Genomic DNA, 25,517 nt, shown 5'->3' on the forward strand with positions numbered 1-25,517 from the left:
TGACGAGTACACGCAGGAGCTCGGACGTTTTCTCGATGACGATTGCAAGTGTCACCAATCATCGTACCGGCTCCCCAGTGATCCCATAGAAGACAGCCGAGGCGATCCACTTACATGCAACACCGACGGCGATTCCGACGACGGTATCGATCAGGCGCAGCAACGGCTGATGCCACGCATTCATCGGCGACATGCCCGCGACCACCATGACGACCGCAGTCGTTATGCCGGTCGTTACAATGTCGCCGCGCCGATTCGAGAGCATCATCGCCAGGGTCCCAATTCCGAGCAGGACCGCCATTCCCAGCGGGGTAAATGGAAAGAACCACAAGTAGAGGAGGCAGAGCGAAAAACTCAGGCATGTGGCAATCAGACGCGCTACTCCGGCGGAGAGGCTGTCCTGGCGCGTTTCGCGGAACACGAACACCGTCGCGGCCACAGCCCACATCCCTCCCAGCAAATCGGAATCCTTGTTGGCCAGAGGATGAAGGAGATGGGTAACAGCCCAGTACGAGATCGCGCATGCGATGGCCATGTCCAAGGCGTAGACCACGTCCCACAAGGACAGCCTTGCTAGTTTGCTCATCGCATGCGCTCCTCAGCGAAGCTGGTACGTCCCGAACCGAGCATGTCGCCGCGGAGCTATGCTCCGGCGAGACCGTGCCCGATCATCTTCTTGGGGTCGACGATCTCGTCAAAGCGCTTCCCGTCGATATAGCCGGACTGAAGCGCGGCTTCCCTCAGGGTCAGCTCGTCGTCATTGGCCTTGTGCGCAACCGCGGAGGCCTTGTCGTAGCCGATGACCGGGCTGAGTGCAGTGACCAACATCAGCGAGCGGCCGACCGCCTCGTCGATGCGCTTGCGATTGAGACGTGTGCCTTCAACCGAGAAGCGCCGGAACTTGTCACAGGCATCGCCGAGGATGCCCGCGGAGTGGAGGAAGTTGTTGATGATGACCGGGCGCATCGCGTTGAGCTCGAAGTTGCCCTGGCTGCCGGCGAACGCGACCGCGGTGTCCTCGCCGATCACCTCGATGCAGACCATCACCATCGCTTCGCACTGGGTCGGGTTGACCTTGCCTGGCATGATCGAGGAGCCCGGCTCGTTCTCCGGCAGCAGCAGTTCGCCAAGTCCGCAGCGCGGGCCGGAGGCGAGCCAGCGCATATCGTTGGCGACCTTCATCAAGGAAACCGCAAGCCCTCGCAGCGCCGCCATCGCGGCGACCATTGCATCGAGCGAGCCCTGGGCCGCGAATTTGTTGGGCGCGGTGACAAAGGGGTGGCGGGTCAACTCCGCGATCTTGGCCGCGATCTCCCGGCTAAAGCCGGCCGGCGCGTTCAGCCCGGTGCCGACCGCGGTGCCGCCTGCCGCCAGTTCGAAAAGTCCCTCCTCGGAGACGCGAATGCGCTCCAGCGCGTCGCGGATCTGACGCGCGTAGCCCGACCATTCCTGTCCCACCGTCAGCGGCACGGCATCCTGCAGATGCGTCCGGCCCGTCTTGACGACATCGTTCCATTCTCTTGCCTTTGCCTCGATCGCGTCAGCCAGGGCCTCCGCGTGCGGCAGCAAATGCTCTTCGACTTCCAGCAACGCGGCAATGTGCATCGCGGTTGGGAAGCTGTCGTTCGAGGACTGCCCCATGTTGACGTCGTCGTTGGGATGGATCGGTGACTTGCTGCCGATCTTGCCACCGAGCAGCTGGATGGCGCGGTTCGACAGCACCTCGTTGACATTCATGTTCGACTGGGTGCCCGATCCGGTCTGCCAGACATACAGCGGGAAGTTCTCGTCGAGCTTGCCGCCGATTGCTTCGTCGGCGGCGCGGACAATGGCGTCCGCCTTCCACTGCGGTAGCCGGCCGGCCGCGGCGTTGACCAGCGCCGCCGCCTTCTTCACGTATCCGTAGGCGTGGTAGACCCGCTTCGGCATGTGATCGTTGCCGATCGAAAAATGGACAAGGCTGCGTTCGGTTTGCGCGCCCCAGTAGCGGTCGGCCGGCACGTCGATGCCGCCCATCGAATCGGTTTCGTGACGCTTCCCGGTCGCATTGATGCCGATCGGGATGTCCTGCAGGATAGGTGTCTGATCGTTCATAAGATAGCTCCTTTCATGATTAGAGGGTCGCGGCGATGGCCAGGCCGAGACTGATCGAGATGATGGCGAAGAACGTGCTGGCCGCAGTCGTTGCGGCGGCCTCCTGTGCATAGGCGCCGTACCGTTGCGCCAGCACTGAGGCCGCAGTTGCTGACGGCATGACGCCAACCAGAAAAACTTCCTTCGTCAGCGTGGAGTCGAGCCGAAACACCAGCGCCGCCCCCAAGATGATTGCGGGCTGAATCAGATTCTTAAGCGCGACGTTCGCCACGACGTCGCGGCCGAGCCTGATCGGGTTTTGTGCGAGCATCAGGCCAAGCGTGAACAGCGCTGCGCCGCCGGCGGCTTGTCCAATCTGCTCGACCGAATTGTCGATCAGATCGGGAAGCCGCACGCCTGCAATCGCAAGTATGGCGCCGAGCACCGGGAGCCAAACGAGTGGCTGCTTGACTGCGCTGAGAAGGCTGCGCTCGACCACCAGCACCTCGCTTTCCTTCGCGTTTCCTTTTGACGGAATCGCGAGTTGAAGCATCACCATCGTGAGCGGCACCATGATGATGGTGACTATGAGATTACCCACGATGACAGCGAGCACGCCCTGCGCACCCACCGCCGCCGTGAGCACAGGCGGCCCGCAATAAGCCATGTTGGGGAAGCCGCAGGACAGTCCTTCGAGCGTGCTCGACCGCAGGTCATGCCGGAATACCAGGCGACCAAGGAGTATCCCAAGCACGTAGGTACCGAGCAGACCGGCAGCCAGGCTTCCCGCATAGGCGGCGTCGGTCAGCTGCTCTGGCTTGGCGTGGGCTGCCGCCAGGAACAGGGATAGTGGCAACGCGAAGCTCACGACGAAAGTGGAGAGTGTCGTGGTCGATTTGGGGCCGAACAGGCCCATGCGCCCTGCGAGCCATCCGAGGAAGGCGACGAACAGGATCGGCAGCAGGCCGCTAAGGATGGTCGCGATCATGTATTTGCGCTCCGTGTGGGCCGGGCAGCCGCGATTGGCCGCCCGGGTACCGCGTCAGTATTCTGGTTTGTAAAGTTGCCCTTCGATCCAGGCGCGGACGTCGCGCGGCCGCTCCACCTGCGCCAGGCCACGGTCGAACATGAACTCTGCCACGCGAGTCGCGGTCGTCACTTCGGATTCCAGGATGTCGGCTTGGCTTGGATACAGCATGCCTTTGGCGCGCAGGTCGGGGCCGACTTGGTCGGCGCACGCCTGGGCCGCCGCGATGAAGCAGGCGTCGGTGAGCCTCTTCGGCCGCGCCACATAGGTTGCGAGGCCGACGGCGGGAAAGATATAGAAGTTGTTGGCCTGACCTGGGTGATAGGTCTTGCCGTTCACCGTCACGTCAGGAAACTGGACGCCGGCCGCGTACAGCGCCTTGCCCTTGGACCACGTGTAGGCCTGCTCGGCGGAACATTCCGCCTTTTCAGTCGGGTTGGAGAGCGCGAAGATGATGGGTCGCTCATTTATCCGGCTCATCGCCTCGACGACCTGCTGAGTAAACGCGCCGCCCTTTGTGCTGACGCCGATCAGGATGGTCGGCTTGAACGCTTCGATGGTCCGGACAAGATCCTTCGACGGCGCAGCCTTGTGCGCATACACCTTCTGCACATCCGAGAGATCGGAGCGAGATGGCTCGATCAGCCCATCGATGTCGAACATCGAGATGCGGCTGCGCGCTTGGTCTGGCGACAGGCCTTTCTGTTCCATCGCAGAGGCTATGAGACCTGCGATGGCGATTGCCGCCGACCCGGCCCCGAGGAACAGAATACGCTGCTCGGTGAGCGGCGCGTCAACGATCTGCAATGCAGTTATCAGGCCTGCAAGGGAGATGCTGGCAGTGCCCTGAATGTCATCATTGTAGCACAGCACCTTGTCTCGATACCGCTTGAGCATCCGAATGGCGTCGGTGCCTTTCCAGTCCTCGAAATGGATACAGCAGTCGGGAAAGACTTTCTGAACCGCGTCCACGAATTCGTCTGTCAGTTCGTTGAGTTCCTGATCGGACGGCGGCTTCTCCCGCATACCGAGATAGAGTGGATCGGCGCGTAACGCATCGTTGGTCGTGCCGATGTCAAGCAGCACCGGAAGCAGGGTGGTAGGCGGCACCGCTGCGCAAGCGGTGTAGAGCTGCAGCTTGCCGATCGGGATGCCCATGCCGTTTGCGCCGATGTCACCGAGGCCGAGGATGCGCCCGCCGGTGGAGACGCAAATAAATCGGACGTCGCGCTGCGGCCAATTGCGCAGTACCTCGGCGATGCGGCCCTTCATGTCGCGGCTGATGTACATGCCCCGGGCCCGCCGGTAGATGTGGCCGAAGGTGAGGCAGGCGTAGGCAACGGTCGGGTCATAGAGGATCGGTATGAAGCGTGCAGGATCGGACATCACGGTGCGGTAGAACAACGTCTCATTCCGATCTTCCAGACCGATAAGGTAGACGTACCGCTCGAGGTCGGTCGGCTTGGCTTCCAGATGCCCGAGCACGCGCTCGACCTGATGCTCGATGGTGTCAACCGAATACGGTAGAAGACCTTCGAGCCTATGGAGCCTGCGCTCCTCCAAAGTGAAGGCCGTACCCTTGTTGCGCGTGGGATCGCCCAGAAACGCAGCCCCGTGCGGAACCTCCACCGGCTTGGTCTTGGTGGTAATCTTTACTCGTTCAGTCATGCTTCTTCTCCTGGGGTGAAGTCGGCTGGGGTTGATAATTTCGCGCGATGGGCAGAACAGACAGTGAGCGGACGCCCTGCGCCCCATGGATGAGCACGCCTTCGATATCTGCGGTGGCGGAGGGGCCGGTGTGAAAGCTGGCGTAGTGCCGCTCGCGGAATTCTGGCCGGCGATAGGCATGATGCAGATTGACAACGATGTCGGCTGGATCGAGCAGCACGATCAGGTGCTGTGCGAAGTAAGCGAGGGCGTTGATGTTCAAGTCCGTTTCGCTCAAAAGCACGGAGCCGGTCTCGGCCACGGCGAAGGACGCGCGCACGATCGCGAAATCCACATCTGCCAGTTCCTGCGTCCCACCGACCGTTGCGATATCGCGGTTGCCGACGATCTCCGAGACCGTCGAGCACACGACTTTCGCGCTTGCGACCTTCGCCCGCACCGGCGCGAGGACATCGCCTGAGGCCGGCGGATCGAGAAATATCCCACCCATGCGTTCCAGGCTGCCCTTGAACGCAGAGAGCAGCGATGCCGGCGGGTCTTCGTCGAACATCGGAACATGCGGCAGCGGCCGATCGACTCGCGGCAGGTTCGCCCGGATCGAATCCAGTATATCGTCGCGGCTTGTCACTGTTCGCCTCCGCGGTTCGCCTTGTGCCAGCTGTGGAAAGTCTGCTTCGGCGGATGCGGCACCTCGCGATGCTTTCCCCAGGCGTCGAGACCGTTGTAGATGACGAAGCGAGGCAGGTGCGCGAGCGCAACATCGGCTGATGCGATCGCGACTCGATAAGCCGCGGGCCGGGACAGCAACTCGCCGGCGGCCTTCATCGCGGCTTTCTTGACGAGGGGCACGTCGTGCCGCTTCACCAGCTCTCTTCGCCAGGCATAGATCTGCTCGTGGATATTGATCTTCACCGGGCAGACGTTGGTGCAACTGCCGTTGAGCGATGAGGCGAAGGGCAAGTTGCTGTATTTTCGCGCGTTGAAGGTCGGATCGATGATGAGGCCTATCGGTCCAGAGTAGGTTGCGCCGTAGCTCAAGCCGCCACTACGCCGATACACCGGGCAGGTGTTCATGCAGGCTCCGCAGCGGATGCATTTGAGAGAAGTCCAGAACTCTTCCAGACCGAGCCGTTCGGAGCGGCCGTTATCGACCAGCACGACATGCATTTCGCCGCCTTTCCGCGGGCCGCGGAAGTGCGAGGTGTATTGGGTCATCGGCGAACCCAAGGCGCTGCGCGACAGCAGGCGGACAAACACCGCCAGGTGCTCCAAACGGGGAATGATCTTCTCGATACCGATCGAGGCGATGTGCAGCTTAGGTACGTTCGCCGACAGGTCTGCATTGCCCTCGTTGGTGCAGACTACAAATGTGCCGGTCTCCGCGACTACGAAATTGCCCCCCGTCATGCCGGCATCGGCGGCGAGGATCAGCGGGCGCGTCGCCTCGCGCTGTGCCGTCGCTGTTGTCGGGGTCCGTGCCGATCGTGTCGGCTAATACCTTTGCCACATCAGTACGCAGTTTGTGCACGGCCGGAACCACGACATGGCTGGGATCCTCCTTGTCGAGCTGCTGAATCCGCTCGCCGAGGTCGGTCTCGATCACCTCGATCCCGGCGGAGGCCATGTAGGGGCGAAAGCCACACTCCTCAGTCAGCATCGATTTGCTCTTGATCAGGGACTTCGCGCCGTGGTCCTTGAGGATCCCGTGGACGATCCGGTTGTGCTCGGCGGCGTCGCGTGCCCAGTGCACATGGATGCCGTTCGCCCGCGCACGCGCCTCGAACTGATCGAGGTACTCGTCGAGATGGGTGAGCGTGTGCTCCTTGATGGCTGACGCAAGGGAACGGAGCTCTTCCCATTCGGGAATATGGTGCATTTCCCGATCGCGCTTCTGGCGAAGATCCCAGAGGCGCTCGTCATGCATCTTTTCGTGCTCTGGCGAGGCAATGAAGCGTGCGGCCGCTTCCGCCTGGTCGATCGGACGATTGCCGTGGATTGTCGCACCGCGCGGCTGCGGTTCGGCCCGCGAACGCAACGGCTTGGAGGCGCCCTCGGCGTGATCGAGGCGGTGGCCATCGCGGTAGATGGCCTGGGTGTCCTCGGCAGCCACCATCTCAGGATGCAGCATGGCGCGGCCGGGCAGCGGCTCAGCAGAGCTCGTCATGCACTGGCTCCGTTCAATATCTCGGCGATGTGGATGAACTTGAGCGGCACGCCGATGCGCTCGGCGCAGCCTTGCTGATGCATCAGGCAGGAGCTGTCCGCCGATACGATGTACTCGGCACCCGCGCGGGCATGATCGCTGACCTTGTCGTACCCCATCTTGGTAGAAACGACTTCCTCGAAGACCGAGAAGGTGCCTCCGAAGCCGCAACACTCGTCAGGTCTCGCCGGCTTGACGAATTCGATGCCGTCGACCTTGGACAGCAGATCCACCGGCTTGGAGAAGAACGGCTCGTGTAGCTCCGATGGTGTTGCGTGCTTGAGCCGACGCAGGGTGCCGCAGCTGTTATGGAGGCCGATCCGGTGTGGAAACCTCGCCCACGGAAACGCATCGACCTTCAGGACATCGTGCAGAAACTCGACCAGTTCGTAGGTTCGCGCCCGAACCTCCTTGACGTCCGCGGTCTGCTCAATCGCGTCGAAATTGTCGCGCACGTGGTGAACGCAGCTGCCGGACGGACCTACGACATAGTCGAAGCCCGAGAAATTGCGCACGAACAGGGCTTCAGTCGCGGCGCAGTCGGGGTTGAAACCACTGTTGGCCATCGGTTGTCCGCAGCAGGTCTGATCGCGTGGGTACACGACCTCATGACCGAAGCGCTCCAGCAGCTCGAGTGTCGCGATGCCGACTTGCGGAAAGAAAGCGTCGATATAACAGGGGACGAAGAGCCCAATTCGCATGTGTCACTCCATGATCGCGGACATTTCGGAACTTACTCTCTTGCAGTAGCGGGTCGCCCATGCTGCGAAGGCGCCTTCGAATAGATCAAGCGATCGCGGGAAACACGGATAGAGGGGGCGACAGTTAAAACCATGCCTGGTTGCTCTAGGTGCTCTCTGTTCCTCAGGTCGAATGCAAGGTAGCCACTCTCGCCCGACAGCACTGTGTGAGGATTGCTGTTTTTGAAGAACCCTTGCGGCGGGGGTGAGCGTGACGAACTGCGGGCGCCCTTCCGTCCCCGCATGACGCGATGATCGGATTCAATCCTGCGGAAGCCTGAGAACCGGACGGTTTCGCATCAGCCACATTCGGGACATTCGGCCTTTCTGGTGCGTAAGGCGACAAGGCGTGGCTCGTGTTATCGATGGCGCCGATCACGACCGGCTCCGCCCCGATGGCGGCTGCGTCGGGCCGCGCGATAATCGGCGCGTGAGTATGCGGATTGCGGCCGCGGGTGGGGGCCATTCACCGAGCTCCCGCCGATGTGACTGATCGTGAAGCCGCCGCATATTGTGCCGGTACTGCGCTCCCATGACATGATTGGGGGGAAGATGGCTTCGAGAGATACAATGCGTTCTGTTTTCGCCTTCGGTCTATTGATTGCGCTATACGCTTCGGCCAGCGGGGCAACGGTGCACCACGCCCGCATGCGCCATCACGTCGATGCTCCTCCAGGCGTGGCCGCCAAGTTTGCTGCGGCTCCGCGTCGGCCGCCGCTCTACTTCAACGACACTCCCAGGTTTGACGATCCGTCCAAGTTTGGTGGCCAATCGCTCGGCATGGACCCGTAGAGAAGAACTCGGTGGACACGGCTCGCGTCGTCAACCGAGATGGTCGCTACGTCTTGTCGCGATGATGCCGCGGCTGCCGGTAGCCAAACTCTCCTGACATCCGTGCGCCCGAAAACAAATGCAAAAACGACGCAGTGATAAGCCTAAGCGACAAGCCATGGGATTGAAAGTAGCTTCGTGCACGCATGTCCAAACTCCGTCCTGCACGCTTAGGCTGGACGCAATTGAGGCCCTTCTTCATTCATACCCCGCCGTTTTGCACGAAGCAGTAGACTAGCCCGCCGGTGCTCAGAAACACGACGCTATGGCCCGTCGGATTCCCGTCTTTCCAGGTTAGCTTGTGGTCCGGTATTTCGATCTCCGTGCCGATCGGGACCGGCGTGCGCCTCAACTTGGCGTTGTCGCGGTCATCGGTGATGGTGCAGAAGGTCTTGCTATCCTTGACGTGGATGTCATCGCACCAGTAAGCATCTGCTTCGCCACAGCATGATGCAGTCGGGACATCCGGCATCATCAGGCTCTGATACCAACCGCGGACCTGCGGATCGGCGTTCTCCCACTGTCCGAGATCGCGAGCGCGGATGCCGGTGGTCAAGAACAGCGCCGATAGCGCCATGATCGCCAGCCATAGGACGGGCTTGGACGTGGATAGCATCGAAACAAGAACTCCGGTGTTTTGGCTGACGTAGAGTTTATCAGCTGCCGCGTTATCCGCTGCGCTGCCATTGCTCTTTGTGGCCTGAAATTGCTCGAACAGCAGGATCGGGGCACGACACTCGGCACGCGGTCTAAACGAAAATGGAGAGAGGCCTCATCGAGCCGATCACTCGGTCATGGGCCGACGTTCAATGGCTCGAGAGCTCACGAATGTCATTGTGCTCCAATTGGCACCGCCCGCCAAACAAATCGGTTAGCTGCGTCACAATCAACTGATCAGGGCTTCTCATTTTCGTGCGGCGCCAACACGTCCTCGGGGCGCGCAATTGCGACGCGGCGCCAAGTACTGGTGCCCTACGCGACCCAGCGTCGAAATGGAGTTTAACATGTTGTCGTCTCCAAAACGGATCCCGATCGCAATCGCTATGACGCTCGGATTAGCACTTGCTGGGTCGCTGTCGGCTGCGGCCTTCGCCGACTCCGCCCAGCCAAGCACTACAGCGCAGGCTGTTGCGACGCTGCACAGTGGCGATCTTGTTCGAGTGCGTTCGGGAGGGCCATTGATGACAGTGAACAGCGTTGAAGGCGATCAGGTCAATTGCTCATGGACTGATTGGATAACGGGCGAGCTCAAATCGGAAACCTTCCCCGTTGCAGTGCTCAGCGTGCCCGTGACCATCCCTCCCGCAGATCCGAGCCTTCAACAGGACGAACGCGATACGGATGCCTACTACAAGAAGCACTGCCCATCCGGATCAGTATCGATTGAGGGGCAGTTCACCTGCGCCTATTAGCGATTGGAAGGGCCCCGCGGCAAGATGTGGCGGAGGGCTTGCCGCTGAAGACCTTGCCCAAGGTGCGGATGTTTAGGTCGGACCACCGGCTCGAGCGCGCCGGCGGGAGCTGCCCTCGGACAGTGACTTGGAGCCGCCAGCGTGACAATCCCAAATGCGATCGTCGCGACGGTACGCGCGGCACTTACCCGCGCCGCGATGATCTGAACGAAACGTGAGCCTTGGCAGCTTGCGATGGAGTTTTCTTGCACCATTCTGGGGTGAGCGAGGGTCACTTGGAGAGCCAATCATGCGCGAGTTGATTGCCACAATAGCGTTGGTCGCGGTCATCGGTAGCCCGATGGCGATAGCGCGGTCGCGCGTCTTGCCAAATCCGTCCGTGCCGTCGTCAATGAACCTGGAGCGGCGATCCATCCCGGAGGCGCCGGTAGGCCATCGCCAGCCACGTGCCGACGAGGTGCCATCGGAGAAGAACCTGATGAATCCAAACGATCCGGTAAATCAGGAGAACGCCGCGCTCGACCGCATGATCAATGGCATTTGTCGCGGTTGCTAGGGCGTGTGGTCATAATTCGAGGTTCGTGAGCGCGGCCTGACCCGGTCACAATCATCGCAAGACGAGGCCGAACGCCGCAATATCGATAAGGCCTGCCGTGTGGACCGTGCTTAGTTGTGTTTTGCAGCGGCAAAACCAGCCCGCCGCCGCCGGGCCTGTCAAGGCCGAACGACCGCCGACTTCGTCATTGATAAAGGTATATGCGGCTAGGCAACTCTGTCGGTCGTCACCCCGGCCATCCAACGCGTCACGGCCTTAAATTACCCCTCAAGCTCTACGGAGAAAACAGCTATGTCGAACCGAGTTTTGATCCTCGTTGCAGCCGTCGCAGCCGCCCTGGGCTGCGGCGCAGCGGCTCAGCAGATGCCCATGGCGGCGGATAGCCTGCCCAAGGAGTGCCGGATGGCGGCGCACGGGAGCGAGCCGAACCAAAGCATGCACAGCATGACGCGAAGTATGTCGCAGAAGGGGCAACCCACGGCCAAGCTGGGCGAGGCTCAGAAGGGCTATCTTGAAGCGATGATGAAGATGCGAGCTCCGACGCAGATGGGCATCATGGCGAACGATCCTGATGTCGGGTTCATCTGTGGCATGATCCCGCACCATCAGGGCGCCGTCGACATGGCCGAGGTCGTCCTGAAGACCGGGCATAATGCTGAAGCCAAGAGGTTCGCGGAGCAAGTGATCAAGGAGCAGGGACAGCAGATAAGCTGGATGAAAGAGTGGCTCAAGAAGTATGCCGACAAGGAAGAGAATTGAGTCCACAAGATCCGAATCGAGGACTGCCCGGCTGAACCGCGATGGATATAAACAGTTTTGCCGGCGTCGCTGAGATTGGAGCCGTGACCACATCGGCTGCCGACGGAAACAGTGTCCGTTCGTCATCCATGCCGAACGGAGCAACTGTTGGTTAGAACCTCACCGGAATTAGGAAACTCGTCAGCCAAACCGCGGCGAGTAGAACCACGAAGGTTGCGGCGATGATAACCGCGGCGCGGCCTGCCGGCAGCTCGTTCATCGCGTGATCGTGGTGTTGATACATCGCGCCGGCCGATCCCGCCGCGTGATGCATCTGGGCGTGATCCATCATCTTCGAGGGCTCGGGCGTGGCGTGGCCCAGATCCGGTGCAGGTTTATCTGCATCAGGCAGAGTCATACAGCCATGCTTCAGGCGGTTCGCAACCATCCAGTGGTTGATCGGATACGCGACGAGGCCGCCGACGATCGTCGCTATGCTCATGCGGAACCAGAACGAGAGGGCCTGCGGCTCCTCCGAGCCCGCCCAGTGGGCGCCCAGGATCAGCATGGTCGCGATCATGCCAGTCATCACCATATTCATCGACACGGTCTCAGCGAAGAAAGTCTTGCGGACCGCCTTCCAGTAGTCGCCCTCGTACATACCGACCATCATTAGCGCCTGGAAGATGAACAGGCCGGAGACGAAGCCCGCCAGGTATTCGATCGTCGCGTCCCAGCCGTTGGTGAGACTGAAGACCGGCAGGATGGAGGCTGCCATGACAATGCCGGTAGCGTCCCCTGCCAGGCAGTGCATCTCGCTGTTGAGCGACTGCTTCCACCTCGCCGCGGTGAAGGCATCATGGGTGCCCGGCAGGGGCCTGCGGCAGGCGAGCAGGTAGAAGAACGCGCCGACCGGCCCCGCATAGATCGTGACGAGGATCCAGGCGATGCGCTGCACCCAGCTGGTGACGCCATTGAAAATGGAGTCCCAGACGACGAAGGCCACGCTGCCGGCTGTCAGCGCGAACCAGACGATCATGGCGCCGTCGAGCATGGCAAGCCTCCACCTTCATGCAGCGCTCCGTCCGAAAGGCGCTCGTCCGCAATGGGTCTTCGCGTTGATTGGATGGAGTCCACGCCCTCGACCAAGCCGTTCTTGTCACGAGCAACGTTGTCAGACCGTGAATGCGCCGCCGATCGGCGGCGCATTCCTGATCATTGTCAAACACTCTGTTCGCATCACTCGCAGGCATGGCGTCGACCATCGCGGCCGAGGAAGGTGGCAGACGCGGGATCGTAGGAGCTATAGCGCCGAGCGCAGGAAGAGTAAGGCGCGCCAACCATGGCCGCATAAGCACCGCGTGCCCGATAGCCGGGAGCAGCGCCATCAGGGAGCTCCATGCCCGCTCTGCCTGCAGGCGTTGGCGTGCCTCCATTCAGAACGTCACGGTTCGGGTACTCGGCCTGAAACGTGTCTGGATTCTGGCTGGCCCAAACGGGGACCTGAGCGCTTGCAGATGTGATGGTGATCGTCGACAATAGAGTTGCCGCGACCAAAGCTTTCAATCCAATCATAATGGTTCTCCGTGTTGCTTTCTGTGCGGACAATTCGCGCAGCGATGGCCGCTGCTCTGGTTGGTCCGTTTTCTGCGGACGTTTCTAAGCAACGACGATGTGGCAAGTGCATCCGGCGAAGCCAAGCGCACGGACATCACTCCTGCGCGAACACCGCGTCATCGCAGACGACGTGCTGGAATGAGAGAATAGGCGGACGCTTCTGAAGGGTGCCAAACAGATCGCAGGTCGACGCAAAGAGGCCTGCCCAAGTTGACGGGGTCGGGAAGGGCTGCGTTGGATCAGCCGTTTCCAATGAGAACGCCGGTCGCGAGAACAAGTCCGCCTCCGAGCATGACCTTGGCGGCGGCGGAGATCGGCGCCGTGTCCATGTATTTCCATTGAATGAAGGCAATCGCGAGCAGCTCGGCCATAACAACCGCTGCGGCTGTCGCGGTCGCTGTGAAAAAATCCGGTATCAAGTATGGAAGCGTATGCCCTATGCCACCCGCGACTGTCATGAGACCACAAACAAGTCCTCGCAAATATGGCGTACCGCGACCGGACAGCTTTCCGTCATCGGCGAGAGCTTCCGCAAATCCCATAGAAATTCCAGCGCCGAGCGACGCTGCCATGCCGACTTGAAAGGCATTCCACGAGTTGTGCGTGGCAAACGCCGCTGCAAACACCGGAGCTAACGTCGAAACCGATCCATCCATCAGTCCGACGAGCCCTGGCTGAATGATCTGGAGGATGAAACTGCGCCGGGCGTTTTCGTCCTCCAGGCCCCTGGCCTCCTGCGGCAGACGTTTGGCTGTAATTGCTTCCGCCGTCCGTTCATGTTGCAATTCGGCTTTTGCCAGGTCGCCGAGCAATATGCGAACAGAAGCGTCGGTCGTTCGGGAAGCGGCCAGGTCGTAGAAGCGCCGGGCGTCTTGCTCCATCTGACTCGCTTGCTGCCTCACGGCTTCGATGCCCCGAAAGCGGACCCGCCAAAGCCTCTTTCGTTGCACGAAGCCGCGGACGTCCTGTCGTCTCACGAGCGGAATGTGACCGCCAAATCTTGAACAATAGAGTTCGATCAATGCGCGGCGATGCTCGTTCTCTTCTACAGACATATCAGAGAAGACCTGCGCCGTGTCGGGATGTTCGTCCCTCAAACTTTCTGCGAAATCGGCATAGATCCGTCCATCCTCTTCCTCGCTGCTGATGGCGAGCGCGAGGATTTCCTGCTCCGTGAGCTGATCGAATGATTTCATGTTGAGCTGCCGAGCCGCGCCGCGTTGGGACCGACCGGCCTTGGCGGAATGTGGGTCGGCCTTGAACAATGAGTCTCGAGTGACGGGGTCATTCGGCGGGTGCCTGTCCGGCCCTGCCCGGCGCGGAGGCTGCCTCCTCATGGGCGAGCAACACGAGAACGGTATGAAAAATAGCAGCGACGATGGCACCCACGATAGGGGCGGCCAGGTACAGCCAGACATCGCCGTAGTTGCCGGTGGCGACCATCGGGCCGAGCGCCCGCGCTGGGTTGAACGGGGCGCCAGTGAGTGGCCCACCCATCAGGATGTTGAGGGTCAGCGTCATTCCGATCGCAAGCGGCGCGAGGCTGCCTGCGCGACCCGCAACCGCCGTGCTGAGTACCACTGTAACCAGGAAGAAGGCGAGCACGGCCTCGATCAAGAAGCCGATTGTGGGAGTGATCGTGAGGGTCGTAGCGCCGAGCGCGAGGTTGTGAGCGAGCGTCGGCATGCCGAGGCCGGTGGCCGAACCGCCTAGAACGGTCCGCAGCAACAGGGCGCCTGCGATACCTCCAATGAGCTGACTGACGATATAGCCAGCCGCCTCGCCGGCACGCATCGCCCCGGCGGCGAGTACGCCGACGGTGACGGCGGGGTTCATGTGCCCGCCCGACACGGAGCCATACGCGAAGGCGAACGCCATGATCGTCAAGCCGTGTGCAAAGGCAACTGCAACGACGCCGGGCAGGCCGACACCGGTGCCGACTATCGCCGCGGCGCCTGCACCGATGAATACAAACGAGAAGGTGCCGACGAGCTCCGCAAGGAGCTTGGATGCAAGTCTGTTGGACATTGTTGTCTCCGGAGATGGAATGACCGCTTGGCGCGATCGATTGGCGCTGCGGAACGTCATGGGTCGACCGGCGGTCGCAGCAGCGCCGCCGGCCGACAAAGCGCAGGCCTACTCCGCGGCGACCATCCCAGGCTTGAAATCGACGCCGAGGGCGTTGGCGACGCCGGCACCATATGCGGGATCGGCGCGATAGAAGTGAACGAGCTGACGGTAGACGATTTTTGGCGGCACGCCGTCCATCGCATCCCTGATGTTGTTGAACAGCTGCTGCTTCTGATCGGCCGTCATCAGCCGGAACAGTTCTCCCGGCTGCCGATAGTCGTCGTTGCCGTCGCGATGATCGTAGCGGGTCGCGTCTCCCGTGATCCTGAGCGGCGGCTCGCGGAAACTGTGGTCCTCTAGCGGGCCGTCAAACGAATTCGGCTCGTAGTAAGCGTCGGGATAAGGCTTGCCCTCGAGCCGCATCGTGCCGTCGATGTGATAATCGTTCACTTCTGCTCGCGGCCGATTTACCGGGAGTTGGTGTGCATTGATGCCGACCCGGTAACGATGCGCGTCCGCATAGGAAAAGATGCGTGCCTGCAGCACCTTGTCCGGCGAGTGGCCGATGCCGGGTACGATGTTCGACGGCGCGAGCGCCGCCTGTTCGACCTCGGCAAAATAGTTCGCCGGATTGCGGTTGAGCTCGAGGATACCGACCTCGATCAGTGGATAGTCCGCGTGCGGCCATACCTTGGTCAAGTCGAACGGGTTGTACCAGTGCTTGTCGATGTCGCTCTCCGGCATGATCTGCACGGAAAACTTCCATTTCGGGAAGTCGCGCTTCTCGATCGAATCGAACAGATCGCGCTGATGGGTCTCGCGGTCGTAGGCGACCTTCTGGGCCGCTTCGGCGTTGGTCCAGTTCTTGATGCCTTGCAAGGTCTTGAAGTGAAACTTGACCCAATGGCGTTCATTCCTGTCATTGATGAACGAATAGGTATGCGAGCCGAAGCCATCGACATTCCGATAGCTCTGGGGCAGGCCGCGATCGGACATCAGGATGGTCACCTGGTGCAAGCTTTCAGGTGAGAGCGACCAGTAATCCCACATCGCGGTCGGCGATCGCATATTGGTCCGCGGGTGCCGCTTCTGGGTATGAATGAAGTCGGGGAATTTCAGCGGATCGCGAAGGAAGAACACCGGCGTATTGTTGCCCACGATGTCCCAGTTGCCTTCCTCAGTATAGAAGCGGAGGGCAAAGCCCCGCACGTCGCGCTCAGCGTCAGCCGCGCCACGCTCGCCCGCCACTGTCGAGAACCGCAGGAAAGCCTCGGTCTTCTTGCCCTTCTGTAGCGCTTTGGCCTTCGTGTACCTCGTGATGTCATGGGTGATGGTCAACGTACCGTAGGCGGCCGATCCCTTGGCATGCACGGTGCGCTCGGGGATACGTTCGCGATTCTGATGCGCCATCCTCTCCAGGAGATGGAAGTCCTGCATCAGAACCGGGCCGCGTGGGCCGGCGGTGATGCTGTTCTGGTTGTCGGCAATCGGCATGCCGCTGGTGGTGGTGAGGGTAGGGCGTTTGGCCACGAAATGCTCCTGTATGCGAGGCGTTAGTATGCCGGCAACGTCGCCGCTGTGCGGCTGCCCGTTTCTGTTGGCAACCTCGTTTGTTGCGGCAACTGCATCCGCAAAAGACCGGCTGGAGCAGAATGTAGCCTTTATGTTTGGGAGGGCTGTGGCTCTATTGCCGTGGCTGTGTTGGAGTTGCTTCTATCTGCGAGGGGCGGGCGCTAACCCAGCGGCCACTGGTTGTTGGACGCAAAGACGAACCGCTTATTCGGCTGCTGCCGACCAGCTCTTGGGCGCAAGCTCTAGTCTTGCCCATACATCCACCAGTGCGCGAGCGAGAGCATCTACGAGCATGTCGTCGTGGTAGGGGGTCGGTGTGATCCGCAGCCGTTCAGTTCCGCGCGGCACGGTGGGATAGTTGATCGGCTGGATGTAAATGCCGTGGTCAGTGAGCAACAGATCGCAGGCCATCTTGCACCTCTCGGGATCTCCGACCAGCACCGGCACGATATGGGTCTCGCTCGGCATAACTGGCAACGCGGCGGCCGTGAGCACGGCTTTGACGCGTGCTGCTCGTTCCTGATGTCGCTCGCGTTCCCAATTCGAAGCCTTCAGGTGTCGGATCGCGGCGGTGGCAGCGGCGCAAATCGGCGGTGGCAAAGCAGTGGTAAAGATAAAGCCTGGCGCATACGAGCGCACCGCGTCGATCAAGATGCTGTTTCCCGCAATGTATCCGCCCATGCAGCCGAACGCCTTGGCGAGCGTGCCTTCCAGAACGTCGATCCGGTCCATTACCCCATCGCGTTCCGCAACGCCGGCACCACGCGCGCCGTACATGCCCACGGCGTGCACCTCGTCCGCATAGGTCATCGCGCCGTAGTGTTCGGCGAGGTCACAGATGCGGTGCACCGGCGCCACGTCGCCATCCATGGAATAGACGGTCTCGAAGGCAATCAGCTTCGGCCGATCCTGTCCGGCGGCTTGCAACAACCGTTCGAGATGGTCGACGTCGTTATGCCGCCAGATCTGCTTGTCGCAACCGGACTGACGCGCGCCTTCGATCATCGAATTGTGGTTGAGCTCATCGGAGAGGATCAGGCAGTCCGGAATGAGCTTTCCGATGGTCGCGATTCCGGTCTGGTTTGACACGTAACCCGACGTAAAAACGAGAGCCGCCTCCTTGCGGTGCAAATCGGCCAGTTCATGCTCCAACTCGATCAGGGGATGATTGGTACCGGCGATGTTTCGTGTCCCGCCGGCGCCGACGCCGAGGCGCGTCGCGGCCGCTGTCATGGCGCCGATCACCTTCGTGTGCTGGCCCATTCCGAGATAGTCGTTCGAGCACCAGATCACCACTTCGCGCGGGCCGCCGGGAGAATGCCAGATGGCGTGCGGGAAGCGGCCAGCGATACGTTCAAGATCTGCGAAGACGCGATAGCGCTGCTCGTGCTTCAGCCGGCTTATGGCGTTGGCTAAGAATGTGTCGTAGTTCATGGAAGCTCCCGGCCCGAATGCGCCCAGTCCGGCCGACAAGCGGCCCGGCTTTGGACCTAGGTCCAGGTGTCGTCCGGCAGGTTAATCACGATAGGCGTCGCTGTACTACGAACGACGACCCACCGAAACGGCTCCAGCTTCGAAGGGTTGGTTTCGATATGCGGTAGGAAAGCCGGGACGTGAATGAAATCGCCGACCTTCGCAAGTGCGGAGAATTCGCCTCTTTCACCCCAGCGCACTTCACAGATACCGGAAAGGACGTAGGCGATCGTTTCCTGCTGTCCGTGATGGTGAATTCCTGTACGCAGTCCAGGGGCCACCTCGAACAGACCGCCCCAGATTGCCGAAGGGATCCCGAGTTCTGGAGCGATAGCCGCACGACGCTGAGAGCCTGGCGTCTGGGCTGTTCCGGAATCGAACTGAGCCGGGTTTACGATATGGATCGCAGGCTTACTCATGGTGCCCTTTGGGGTTCGCGCTAGGAGCGCTCAATATGCGAGCTCTCGGTTAGGAGCACTCAGCCGAAATTGCGGCGTTTGGCTGAAATTTGCGCGAATTACGATCGTCGCTACGCATGCATTGCGCCTTGCAGGGGTCGTTCCAAGGATCGCCTCGCTGCAATCCGTACCTTCTCGTAGGCGCGTACCTCGATCTGGCGAATGCGCTCACGCGAAACGTTGAATTCGAGCGCAAGATCTTCCAGCGTCGGTGGATTATCGATAAGATGCCGCGCCTCAAAGATTCGCCGCTCTCGATTATCGAGTACGCCCATCGCGCAGGCGAGCGCTTCTTGTCGGTGATCCATTTCGTCGTGATTAAGGACGATGGTTTCCGGAGATGGGCTCTCATCAACGAGATAGTCTTGCCATTCGCTGGGCTGTTCTCCTTCGCGTACCGGTGAGTTTAGCGATGTGTCGCCGGCGAGGCGTCCATTCATATCTACCACGTCCTGGTCCGTCACCCCCAAGGTCGTTGCAATTTCGCTTACCTGTTCAGGACGTAAACTAGCGTTATCGAAAGCGGCAATCTTCGCCTTGGCCGATCGCAGCTTGAAAAAGAGCTTTTTCTGGTTCGCAGTGGTGCCTATTTTCACCAGCGACCAGGATCGTAGGATGTAGTCCTGTATCGCGGCCTTTATCCACCACATCGCATAGGTGGAAAAGCGAAATCCCATGTCGGGCTCGAAGCGTTGGACGGCTTGCATCAGGCCGACATTGCCTTCCGATATCAGGTCCGAGACGGGCAGACCATAGCCGCGGTAGTTCATCGCCATTTTGGCGACCAGCCGCAGATGGCTGGTGACGATTTGGTCGGCCGCATCACGCTCGCCATGGTCTCGCCAGCGCTTGGCTAGCTGATATTCCCGGTCTCTCTCGAGTAATGAGAAGCGTCGAATGTCAGCGAAGTAGCTTGATCCGGGGTTGCCGGCCGAAGGTGCATCCAGGCTTCGAGTGGCTAGTCCGCAACGATCCTTGTTCTCCTCTGCGCTCATCTCAGCTGCCCTTTCCGTCAAGATACCGACGCCTGAAACGAACGATCCGGATCGACGAAGCGCAACAGGCGGGATTTAGAAAGCAGCGATGGGCCGCACGCGATTTCCGCGATCCACGAGATTGAGAGTGAGAGCGTTTCACAGACCAAAGCCCTTTCATCATCATCGTTCATTCAGCAGGTGCGGGGGCAGGCCGGTTTGCGGCGGCCGGCTTCCTCTCCCCAAACAGCTTGGTTTGCAGCCGATCCAGATAGATATAGACGACCGGCGTCGTATAGAGAGTGAGCAACTGCGACAGAGCGAGGCCGCCGACAATGGCATAGCCGAGCGGCTGGCGAAGCTCCGATCCGTTCCCACTGCCGAGCATCATCGGAACGCCGCCAAGGAGCGCCGCCATCGTGGTCATCAGGATTGGCCTGAAACGCATGATGCAGGCTTGATGAATGGACTCCTCGGCAGTCAACCCTTGTTCGTGTTCGACGTGGAGAGCAAAATCGACCAGCATGATGCCATTCTTCTTGACGATGCCGATAAGCAGGATGATGCCCACGATCGCGATGACGCTCAGATCGAAGTGAACCGCCATCAGGAGCAACAGCGCACCAAGGCCGGCCGACGGCAGGGTCGAGATGATGGTGATCGGATGAATCAGGCTCTCATAGAGCACGCCGAGGATGATGTAGATGACGAAGAGCGCGGCGATGATGAGGATCGGCGTGCTCGAAAGAGCTGCGCCAAATGCCTGGGCATTGCCTTGGAAGCTCGTCTGAAGCGAGAGTGGCTTACCCAAATCCTTTTCGGCCTGCTGGATCGCGCCGACCGCCTGGCCGATCGCGGTGCCCGGTGTCAGATTGAACGAGATCGTCACCGACGGAAATTGGCCTTGATGGTTGACAACGAGCGGAGCGACCGTCACGGCGCTATCGACCAGGGTGGACAGGGGCACCTGCTGGCCGCTCGATGAATTGACATAGATGCCGTTGAGGGCCTCGGGCCCATACTGGAACTTGGGATCAACCTCCATGACGACGTGATACTGATTCAGGGTCGTAAACATGGTTGAGACAATACGCTGACCGAAGGCATCGGAGAGGGTGTTGTCGATTGCATAGGGCTGGATGCCGTAGCTCGAGGCGACGTCGCGCTTGATCGAGATGTCGAGCATCGGTCCGGCATTGAGCTGATCCGTGGTGACGTCGGCGGTACCCTTAATAGCCTTTATCCGGTCGAGGAACAGCGCCGCCCAATGGTTCAGCTCGCCCGGGTCGGCATCCGCCAATGTGTACTGATACTGGGTCTTCGAAATCCGTCCGCCGATAGTAATATCCTGCGCGGCCTGCATGTAGAGCGTGATCCCCGGGATCTTTGCGAGGTTGGTGCGCAACCTCGCCATCACTTGATCCATGCTGCCGCGCTGATTCTGGGGCTTGAGCGCAATGTAAACACGGCCGTTGTTGACTGTCGTGTTGCCGCCGCCGGCTCCGACGCCTGACCCGACCGCGGCGACTGCGGGATCCTGCATTACGGCGTTTAGCAACGCCTGCTGGCGCTCGGCCATCCCCTGGAACGAGATATCCTGTGCGGCCTCGGACAGGCCGATGATCAATCCGGTGTCCTGCTGCGGAAAGAAGCCCTTGGGGATCACGACGTACAGATATCCGGTCAACGCGATGGTGCCGAGCATGGTCATCAGCGTAATGAACCGGTGACGCAGCACGATCTTGAGGCCCGCCTCATAGAGGTTGAGCAAGCCATCGAAGCCGCGTTCGAAAAACCGGTAGAGCCGCCCGTGCTCCTTGCTCTCTGGCTTGAGTAGGTATGCGCACATCATTGGCGTAAGCGTCAGCGAGATCAGCAGCGACAGCACTAGAGCCGCGCTAACCGTGATCGCAAACTCTCGGAACAACAGGCCAACATATCCGCCCATCAGGAACAGCGGAATGAAGACGGCAATCAGCGACAACGTAATCGATACGATGGTGAAGCCGATCTCGCCGGCACCCTTCACCGCCGCTTCGAACGGCGAAGCGCCGAGCTCCATGTGCCGCACAATGTTCTCGATCACGACGACCGCATCGTCGACCACGAAGCCGACAGCGATCGACAATGCCATCAGCGAGAGGTTATCAAGGCTGTAGCCAAGCTCATAGAGCACCGCGAAGCTGCCGACCAGCGAGAGCGGCACCGTCACTGCCGGAATGATCGTCGCCCAAAAATTGCGCAGGAACACGAATATTACCATCACCACCAGCGCGATGGTGAGCAGCAACGTGAACTGGACGTCGCTCACCGAGGCACGGATGGTTTCGGTCCGATCGGTAATGATACTGACTTTGATGGCCGGCGGGATCGAGGCCTGGAGGGTCGGCATCATGTTCTTAATGTTCTCGACGGTCGCGATGACGTTGGCGCCAGGCTGGCGCTGGATCGGCAGGATGATCGCCCGGTCCTGGTTGTACCAGCCTGCGATCAAGTCGTTCTCGGCCGCGCTGATCACGCGGCCGACGTCACGAACACGAACCGTCGCTCCATTGCGATAGGCGAGGATCAGATTGGCGTAGTCGTCGGCCTTGAGCAGCTGATCGTTGGTATTGAGCGTGTAGGTCAGGCGCGGGCTGTTGAGGGTGCCTTTGGGCAAGTCGACGTTGGCCTGTCCCAGTACCGTGCGTACGTCCTCAAGGCTGATGCCGCGAGCAGCGAGCGCCTGCGGATCGAGCTGCACGCGAATCGCGGGCTTCTGCTGACCTGCAATACCCACGAGACCAACGCCAGATATTTGCGAGATCTTTTGCAGCAGGATGTTTTCTGCATAGGCGTCAACTGTCGTCAGCGGCAGGCTGTCAGAGGTCAAGGCGAGTACCAGGATTGGCGTGTCGGCTGGATTCACCTTACGGATCGTGGGCGGATACGGCATGTTCAGGGGTAGCTGCGCTTGCGCAGCGTTGATAGCCGAGAGCGTGTCGCTCACTGCTCCATCGATGGCCCGGCTCAAATCGAACTGCAGCGTGACCTGGACAAAGCCAAGCGCACTCGCCGACGTCATTTGGGTGAGGCCCGGGATCTGACCGAACTGCAGTTCGAGCGGCGTCGCCACTGAAGATGCCATTGTCTGCGGATCAGCGCCTGGCAATCGCGCCGTGACCTGGAGGGTCGGGAAATTGACGTTGGGCAGTGAGGCCACCGGCAAGAGTGGGTAGCTCACCAGGCCTCCGACCAGCAATCCGACCATCAGAAGAGCGGTAGCGATCGGCCGATGGATGAACGGCGCGGATATGTTCATGGAATCGGCGCCTGTTGGGCGGTCTGTGCGATGGCCTCATCCGCCGCCGTTCCGTGCAGCAGCGTAACACGCGTGCCCGGTTGCAGCCTGTATTGTCCGTCGACCACGACCTGCTCGTTTGCCGTAAGACCGGCATCGATGAGCGCCTGGCCGCCGCCGATCTGCGTGACCTTGACCGGCCGGATCTGGACCGTGCTGTCGGGATTGATGGCGTAGACATAGGCTCCATTCGGCCCCTGCTGAACGGCCGAGGCGGCAACGGTCAGGCCATTGTGTCTCGTATCGACGAGTAGTCGGGCATTGACGAGTTGGCCCGGCCAGAGCCGGTGCGATTGGTTGGCAAAATTCGCTTTGAGTTGAATCGAACCCGTTGTCTGCAGGATCTCGTTGTTGATAAGACCAAGGAAGCCTTGGTCGAGCAGGATTGTATTGTCCTGGCTGTAGGCTAGGACCGGGAGCGGGGCGTTGGTCCTTTGCTGTTGCTGCTGGATTTGCGGGAGAACAGTCTCGGGAAGCGTGAAGATCAGCGAGATCGGATTGATTTGGGTGACGACGACGAGTCCATTCGTGGTGGACGGGCTGATGATGTTGCCGACGTCTATCTGACGTATCCCGACGACACCGTCGATCGGGGAGGTGAGGCGGGTGTAGCCGAGTTGCACGTTCGCGGCATCGATCAACGCTTGATCGGTTTTGATGGCCGCCTGGAGTTGGCGGACCTGCGCCTTTTGAGTTTCAATCAGTTGCGGCGTGGCCCAGCCGTTCTTGCCCAACGCGTTGTAGCGGATGAGGTTTGCCTGGGCGTTTGCAAGCTGCGCCTCATCCCGCTGTAGGTTACCCGTGTACTGCTCCACCATCGCCTGGTAAGGACGCGGGTCGATCTGCGCGAGCAGATCGCCGGCATGAACAGCTTGGCCTTCTGTGAAGTTGATGCTGACGAGTTCTCCTTGGATCTGAGCACGCACGACGTCGGTGTTGTACGCGATCACGGTCCCGACGCCGCTTAGATAGATCGGAACATCATGCTGGGCGACTACGCCGCCGACGACGGGCACCGCGGGCGGAGCCGCGGGAGTGGCGGTAGCCTCGACTGGGTCAGCGCGTGTGAAGAAGAGGATGCCGCCGGCCGCAACGGCGGCGAGCAGCAAGGCAGCGGGAACGATAACCTTCTTGTTCATGCTTGCTCTCATTTGCGAATGGGAGATCAGTCTCACTGGCCTGGAAGGATTGACGTTCCGATCGTGCCGGTTGTCGGGGTAGTTGAGGCCTAGGGTGGCGACGACACAGAAGGGGCTGTTGGGGCCACGCCGGACGCCACGCTACCCGTGATGGGCGAGACTCCTATTGTCGGCACTGGTGCTGCAGAGCTGACACCGAGATTGCCGATCTCCGTGGATCCCAACGGAACGCCGGTTTGAGCGACGCCTCCCGTCGTTGTGGGCGACATTGGCGTTGGAGCCGACGATGCTGCGGCGCTTCCCGAGGCGGAGCTGCAGATCACCGATGTCGACATTCCAGACGGTGCGGCGGCGGCCGGCGTTGCACCGCCAACAGCCAATCCGCCGCCGTCGTAAGTGGAGGTCGATCCGGACATCGTCGACGGTGAGGTCCCCGCCGTCGAACATGAGGTGGTGCTGCCCGGCATAGCGATTGTGCCGGTTACGCCTGTGGGAGCTGGACTGATTCCGGGGGACGCGAGTTCGGTGGCGCCGAGAGGAATGGTCGGGGAAACCGTCGAACCCGTTCCCAGGCCAAGCGGCGACGTCGGGCTCAGGCTCTGGGTTGGCGCCGGAATTCCCTGCGCGATGGCAACGTTGCAGAAAAGGAGTGCCGGAAGCACGGAGGCAATCAGAGAGGATCTCATTCGTATTCTCCGTTTCAGCCGCGTCTTTGGGGCGAGCACCGAAGCGACCAGCTTTGGAAGACCAGTCATCAGGTGCGAGAGTAACGGAGACCGCTTGGTCGTCGTTATTGCACTCGGGTTTGGCGGTATCGCAACTTGGTATCTTCGTATGTACTTCGGTATCGAAGGGCCGCGAGCGTGGAATACGCCTATGCTGTTTGCTCGGCCCCTGCGACCGAGAGTCTGGCTGAAAAAGGTCCAGAGAGACCGCAATGAAATTCCTCATTGCGGTCTGCTGTCGCGTCGAGCCGGTCAACCGATCAGTAGTAGTCGTAGTTGCAGGAGTATCGCCTGGCGTACGGCCGGTAATATGGGCAATCGAGGCCATAGTCGTAAAAGCCGTGAGCGTAACGGCGTCGTCCGAAATGGGCGCGACCTACATGCGCCATGTGACCTGAGCCAAAGCCACCGACGTGACTTCCAAAGTGAGTCCCGCCAAACCCGCCGATGTGGGCTCCACCAAAGCCGCCCATGTGACCTCCGCCAAACCCACCGATATGGCCTCCGCCGCCGAAGCCGCCGCCCATATGGCCTCCTCCGCCAAATCCGCCACCGCCGCCGTGTCCCCCGCCGCCGCCACCACCACCACCACCACCGCGCGCCTGCGCAGCAGTGGCCACAAGGCTGCCGGCGAGCAGCGCAGTTGCCATAATCATCGTCATTCGTCTTCTCATGACATTCTCCTTTCAACCGGGCGGTTGTCCGCCCACAGTCATTGTCCGCGGCCGGCATGGCCGCGGAAGGCCACGAGCGTCGCGACAGGCGGGAGATGGGCACGCTTCACGGGCGTCTCCACTATACTTGCGTTCATCGGGCTGAACGAAACGCGCCCTCGAGCAGGACGGAAGCGTGGTGCATGCATCCAGATAGACGCAACGACAAAGACCCGGCGCATGCCGGG

General features: G+C 60.7%; 22 protein-coding genes and 1 pseudogene. 4 read left to right on the plus strand and 19 right to left on the minus strand.

Going from position 1 to position 25,517, the window contains the following annotated elements; translation table 11 throughout:
- Window positions 1-58: 58 nt before the first annotated feature.
- From JJB99_RS11885 to JJB99_RS11915, 7 genes and pseudogenes are all read right to left on the minus strand, one after another.
- Window positions 59-586, minus strand: a complete 528-nt coding sequence (locus tag JJB99_RS11885; protein WP_200498941.1) for an FUSC family protein — start codon at window positions 584-586, stop codon at window positions 59-61.
- 56 nt (window positions 587-642) lie between these two features.
- A complete protein-coding gene (fumC, locus tag JJB99_RS11890; protein WP_200498942.1) occupies window positions 643-2,094 on the minus strand; it encodes a class II fumarate hydratase in 1,452 nt (483 codons plus the stop codon).
- Window positions 2,095-2,113: 19 nt separating this feature from the next.
- On the minus strand, window positions 2,114-3,061 hold the full coding sequence (locus JJB99_RS11895) for an AEC family transporter (RefSeq protein WP_200498943.1): 948 nt from the start codon (window positions 3,059-3,061) through the stop codon (window positions 2,114-2,116).
- Between the two features lie 54 nt (window positions 3,062-3,115).
- The gene (locus JJB99_RS11900; protein WP_200498944.1) at window positions 3,116-4,768 is read right to left on the minus strand and encodes an NAD-dependent malic enzyme; all 1,653 of its coding nucleotides are present in this window, start codon (window positions 4,766-4,768) and stop codon (window positions 3,116-3,118) included.
- Window positions 4,761-5,396 carry a LutC/YkgG family protein gene (locus JJB99_RS11905; protein ID WP_200498945.1) on the minus strand — a complete coding sequence of 212 codons (636 nt, stop codon included), beginning with the start codon at window positions 5,394-5,396 and terminating at the stop codon, window positions 4,761-4,763. Before JJB99_RS11905 ends, JJB99_RS11900 begins: the two co-directional genes overlap by 8 nt.
- Window positions 5,393-6,896, minus strand: a pseudogene (locus JJB99_RS36665) (lactate utilization protein B). Before JJB99_RS36665 ends, JJB99_RS11905 begins: the two are co-directional and overlap by 4 nt.
- Window positions 6,897-6,928: 32 nt before the next feature.
- Window positions 6,929-7,672 (minus strand): (Fe-S)-binding protein, encoded by a 744-nt coding sequence (locus tag JJB99_RS11915; protein ID WP_200498946.1) that lies wholly within the window; start codon window positions 7,670-7,672, stop codon window positions 6,929-6,931.
- A gap of 609 nt (window positions 7,673-8,281) precedes the next feature.
- Here JJB99_RS11915 and JJB99_RS11920 point away from each other — a divergent pair.
- Entirely contained in the window at window positions 8,282-8,503 is a 222-nt protein-coding gene (locus JJB99_RS11920; protein ID WP_200498947.1) for a hypothetical protein, read from the plus strand.
- A gap of 241 nt (window positions 8,504-8,744) precedes the next feature.
- Here the strand turns inward: JJB99_RS11920 and JJB99_RS11925 are convergent, their stop codons facing one another.
- Window positions 8,745-9,158: a hypothetical protein gene (locus JJB99_RS11925; protein WP_246775206.1), complete on the minus strand. Its 414-nt coding sequence runs from the start codon at window positions 9,156-9,158 to the stop codon at window positions 8,745-8,747.
- A 388-nt stretch (window positions 9,159-9,546) separates the two neighbouring features.
- Here JJB99_RS11925 and JJB99_RS11930 point away from each other — a divergent pair, with 388 nt between their 5' ends.
- From JJB99_RS11930 to JJB99_RS11940, 3 genes are all read left to right on the plus strand, one after another.
- Window positions 9,547-9,954 carry a YodC family protein gene (locus JJB99_RS11930; RefSeq protein WP_200498948.1) on the plus strand — a complete coding sequence of 136 codons (408 nt, stop codon included), beginning with the start codon at window positions 9,547-9,549 and terminating at the stop codon, window positions 9,952-9,954.
- Window positions 9,955-10,243: 289 nt separating this feature from the next.
- Window positions 10,244-10,510 (plus strand): hypothetical protein, encoded by a 267-nt coding sequence (locus JJB99_RS11935; protein WP_200498949.1) that lies wholly within the window; start codon window positions 10,244-10,246, stop codon window positions 10,508-10,510.
- 291 nt (window positions 10,511-10,801) lie between these two features.
- Window positions 10,802-11,269 (plus strand): DUF305 domain-containing protein, encoded by a 468-nt coding sequence (locus JJB99_RS11940; RefSeq protein ID WP_200498950.1) that lies wholly within the window; start codon window positions 10,802-10,804, stop codon window positions 11,267-11,269.
- Window positions 11,270-11,420: 151 nt separating this feature from the next.
- Here the strand turns inward: JJB99_RS11940 and JJB99_RS11945 are convergent, their stop codons facing one another.
- The 11 genes from JJB99_RS11945 to JJB99_RS11995 form a co-directional block, all read right to left on the minus strand.
- A complete protein-coding gene (locus JJB99_RS11945; protein ID WP_200498951.1) occupies window positions 11,421-12,302 on the minus strand; it encodes a DUF4396 domain-containing protein in 882 nt (293 codons plus the stop codon).
- Between the two features lie 185 nt (window positions 12,303-12,487).
- The gene (locus JJB99_RS36760; protein ID WP_200498952.1) at window positions 12,488-12,823 is read right to left on the minus strand and encodes a BA14K family protein; all 336 of its coding nucleotides are present in this window, start codon (window positions 12,821-12,823) and stop codon (window positions 12,488-12,490) included.
- A gap of 281 nt (window positions 12,824-13,104) precedes the next feature.
- Window positions 13,105-14,061 carry an iron exporter MbfA gene (gene mbfA / locus JJB99_RS11955; RefSeq protein ID WP_200500120.1) on the minus strand — a complete coding sequence of 319 codons (957 nt, stop codon included), beginning with the start codon at window positions 14,059-14,061 and terminating at the stop codon, window positions 13,105-13,107.
- Between the two features lie 88 nt (window positions 14,062-14,149).
- A complete protein-coding gene (locus JJB99_RS11960) occupies window positions 14,150-14,893 on the minus strand; it encodes an MIP/aquaporin family protein (protein ID WP_200498953.1) in 744 nt (247 codons plus the stop codon).
- A 108-nt stretch (window positions 14,894-15,001) separates the two neighbouring features.
- Window positions 15,002-16,429 carry a catalase gene (locus JJB99_RS11965; protein ID WP_433995783.1) on the minus strand — a complete coding sequence of 476 codons (1,428 nt, stop codon included), beginning with the start codon at window positions 16,427-16,429 and terminating at the stop codon, window positions 15,002-15,004.
- A 282-nt stretch (window positions 16,430-16,711) separates the two neighbouring features.
- Complete coding sequence (gene hemA, locus JJB99_RS11970) at window positions 16,712-17,941, minus strand: 5-aminolevulinate synthase (protein ID WP_200498955.1); 1,230 nt, start codon at window positions 17,939-17,941, stop codon at window positions 16,712-16,714.
- 56 nt (window positions 17,942-17,997) lie between these two features.
- Window positions 17,998-18,399 carry a cupin domain-containing protein gene (locus JJB99_RS11975; protein ID WP_200498956.1) on the minus strand — a complete coding sequence of 134 codons (402 nt, stop codon included), beginning with the start codon at window positions 18,397-18,399 and terminating at the stop codon, window positions 17,998-18,000.
- Between the two features lie 110 nt (window positions 18,400-18,509).
- Window positions 18,510-19,433 (minus strand): RNA polymerase sigma factor RpoH, encoded by a 924-nt coding sequence (gene rpoH / locus JJB99_RS11980; protein ID WP_200498957.1) that lies wholly within the window; start codon window positions 19,431-19,433, stop codon window positions 18,510-18,512.
- Between the two features lie 169 nt (window positions 19,434-19,602).
- Entirely contained in the window at window positions 19,603-22,713 is a 3,111-nt protein-coding gene (locus tag JJB99_RS11985) for an efflux RND transporter permease subunit (RefSeq protein ID WP_200498958.1), read from the minus strand.
- Window positions 22,710-23,891: an efflux RND transporter periplasmic adaptor subunit gene (locus JJB99_RS11990; protein ID WP_200498959.1), complete on the minus strand. Its 1,182-nt coding sequence runs from the start codon at window positions 23,889-23,891 to the stop codon at window positions 22,710-22,712. Before JJB99_RS11990 ends, JJB99_RS11985 begins: the two co-directional genes overlap by 4 nt.
- Window positions 23,892-24,876: 985 nt before the next feature.
- Window positions 24,877-25,290 (minus strand): hypothetical protein, encoded by a 414-nt coding sequence (locus JJB99_RS11995; RefSeq protein WP_200498960.1) that lies wholly within the window; start codon window positions 25,288-25,290, stop codon window positions 24,877-24,879.
- Window positions 25,291-25,517 lie beyond the last annotated feature (227 nt).

It is taken from the genome of Bradyrhizobium diazoefficiens, from assembly GCF_016616235.1.
GTDB classification, from domain to species: Bacteria; Pseudomonadota; Alphaproteobacteria; order Rhizobiales; family Xanthobacteraceae; genus Bradyrhizobium; species Bradyrhizobium diazoefficiens_H.

Excerpts from the sequence above, each read along its gene's own strand:
- JJB99_RS11885 (WP_200498941.1), bottom strand. The coding sequence starts at position 586 with ATGAGCAAACTAGCAAGGCTGTCCTTGTGGGACGTGGTCTACGCCTTG.
- fumC (WP_200498942.1), bottom strand. The coding sequence starts at position 2,094 with ATGAACGATCAGACACCTATCCTGCAGGACATCCCGATCGGCATCAAT.
- JJB99_RS11895 (WP_200498943.1), bottom strand. The coding sequence starts at position 3,061 with ATGATCGCGACCATCCTTAGCGGCCTGCTGCCGATCCTGTTCGTCGCC.
- JJB99_RS11900 (WP_200498944.1), bottom strand. The coding sequence starts at position 4,768 with ATGACTGAACGAGTAAAGATTACCACCAAGACCAAGCCGGTGGAGGTT.
- JJB99_RS11915 (WP_200498946.1), bottom strand. The coding sequence starts at position 7,672 with ATGCGAATTGGGCTCTTCGTCCCCTGTTATATCGACGCTTTCTTTCCG.
- JJB99_RS11920 (WP_200498947.1), top strand. The coding sequence starts at position 8,282 with ATGCGTTCTGTTTTCGCCTTCGGTCTATTGATTGCGCTATACGCTTCG.
- JJB99_RS11925 (WP_246775206.1), bottom strand. The coding sequence starts at position 9,158 with ATGCTATCCACGTCCAAGCCCGTCCTATGGCTGGCGATCATGGCGCTA.
- JJB99_RS11930 (WP_200498948.1), top strand. The coding sequence starts at position 9,547 with ATGTTGTCGTCTCCAAAACGGATCCCGATCGCAATCGCTATGACGCTC.
- JJB99_RS11935 (WP_200498949.1), top strand. The coding sequence starts at position 10,244 with ATGCGCGAGTTGATTGCCACAATAGCGTTGGTCGCGGTCATCGGTAGC.
- JJB99_RS11940 (WP_200498950.1), top strand. The coding sequence starts at position 10,802 with ATGTCGAACCGAGTTTTGATCCTCGTTGCAGCCGTCGCAGCCGCCCTG.
- JJB99_RS11945 (WP_200498951.1), bottom strand. The coding sequence starts at position 12,302 with ATGCTCGACGGCGCCATGATCGTCTGGTTCGCGCTGACAGCCGGCAGC.
- JJB99_RS36760 (WP_200498952.1), bottom strand. The coding sequence starts at position 12,823 with ATGATTGGATTGAAAGCTTTGGTCGCGGCAACTCTATTGTCGACGATC.
- mbfA (WP_200500120.1), bottom strand. The coding sequence starts at position 14,061 with ATGAAATCATTCGATCAGCTCACGGAGCAGGAAATCCTCGCGCTCGCC.
- JJB99_RS11960 (WP_200498953.1), bottom strand. The coding sequence starts at position 14,893 with ATGTCCAACAGACTTGCATCCAAGCTCCTTGCGGAGCTCGTCGGCACC.
- JJB99_RS11965 (WP_433995783.1), bottom strand. The coding sequence starts at position 16,429 with ATGCCGATTGCCGACAACCAGAACAGCATCACCGCCGGCCCACGCGGC.
- hemA (WP_200498955.1), bottom strand. The coding sequence starts at position 17,941 with ATGAACTACGACACATTCTTAGCCAACGCCATAAGCCGGCTGAAGCAC.
- JJB99_RS11975 (WP_200498956.1), bottom strand. The coding sequence starts at position 18,399 with ATGAGTAAGCCTGCGATCCATATCGTAAACCCGGCTCAGTTCGATTCC.
- rpoH (WP_200498957.1), bottom strand. The coding sequence starts at position 19,433 with ATGAGCGCAGAGGAGAACAAGGATCGTTGCGGACTAGCCACTCGAAGC.
- JJB99_RS11985 (WP_200498958.1), bottom strand. The coding sequence starts at position 22,713 with ATGAACATATCCGCGCCGTTCATCCATCGGCCGATCGCTACCGCTCTT.
- JJB99_RS11990 (WP_200498959.1), bottom strand. The coding sequence starts at position 23,891 with ATGAACAAGAAGGTTATCGTTCCCGCTGCCTTGCTGCTCGCCGCCGTT.
- JJB99_RS11995 (WP_200498960.1), bottom strand. The coding sequence starts at position 25,290 with ATGAGAAGACGAATGACGATGATTATGGCAACTGCGCTGCTCGCCGGC.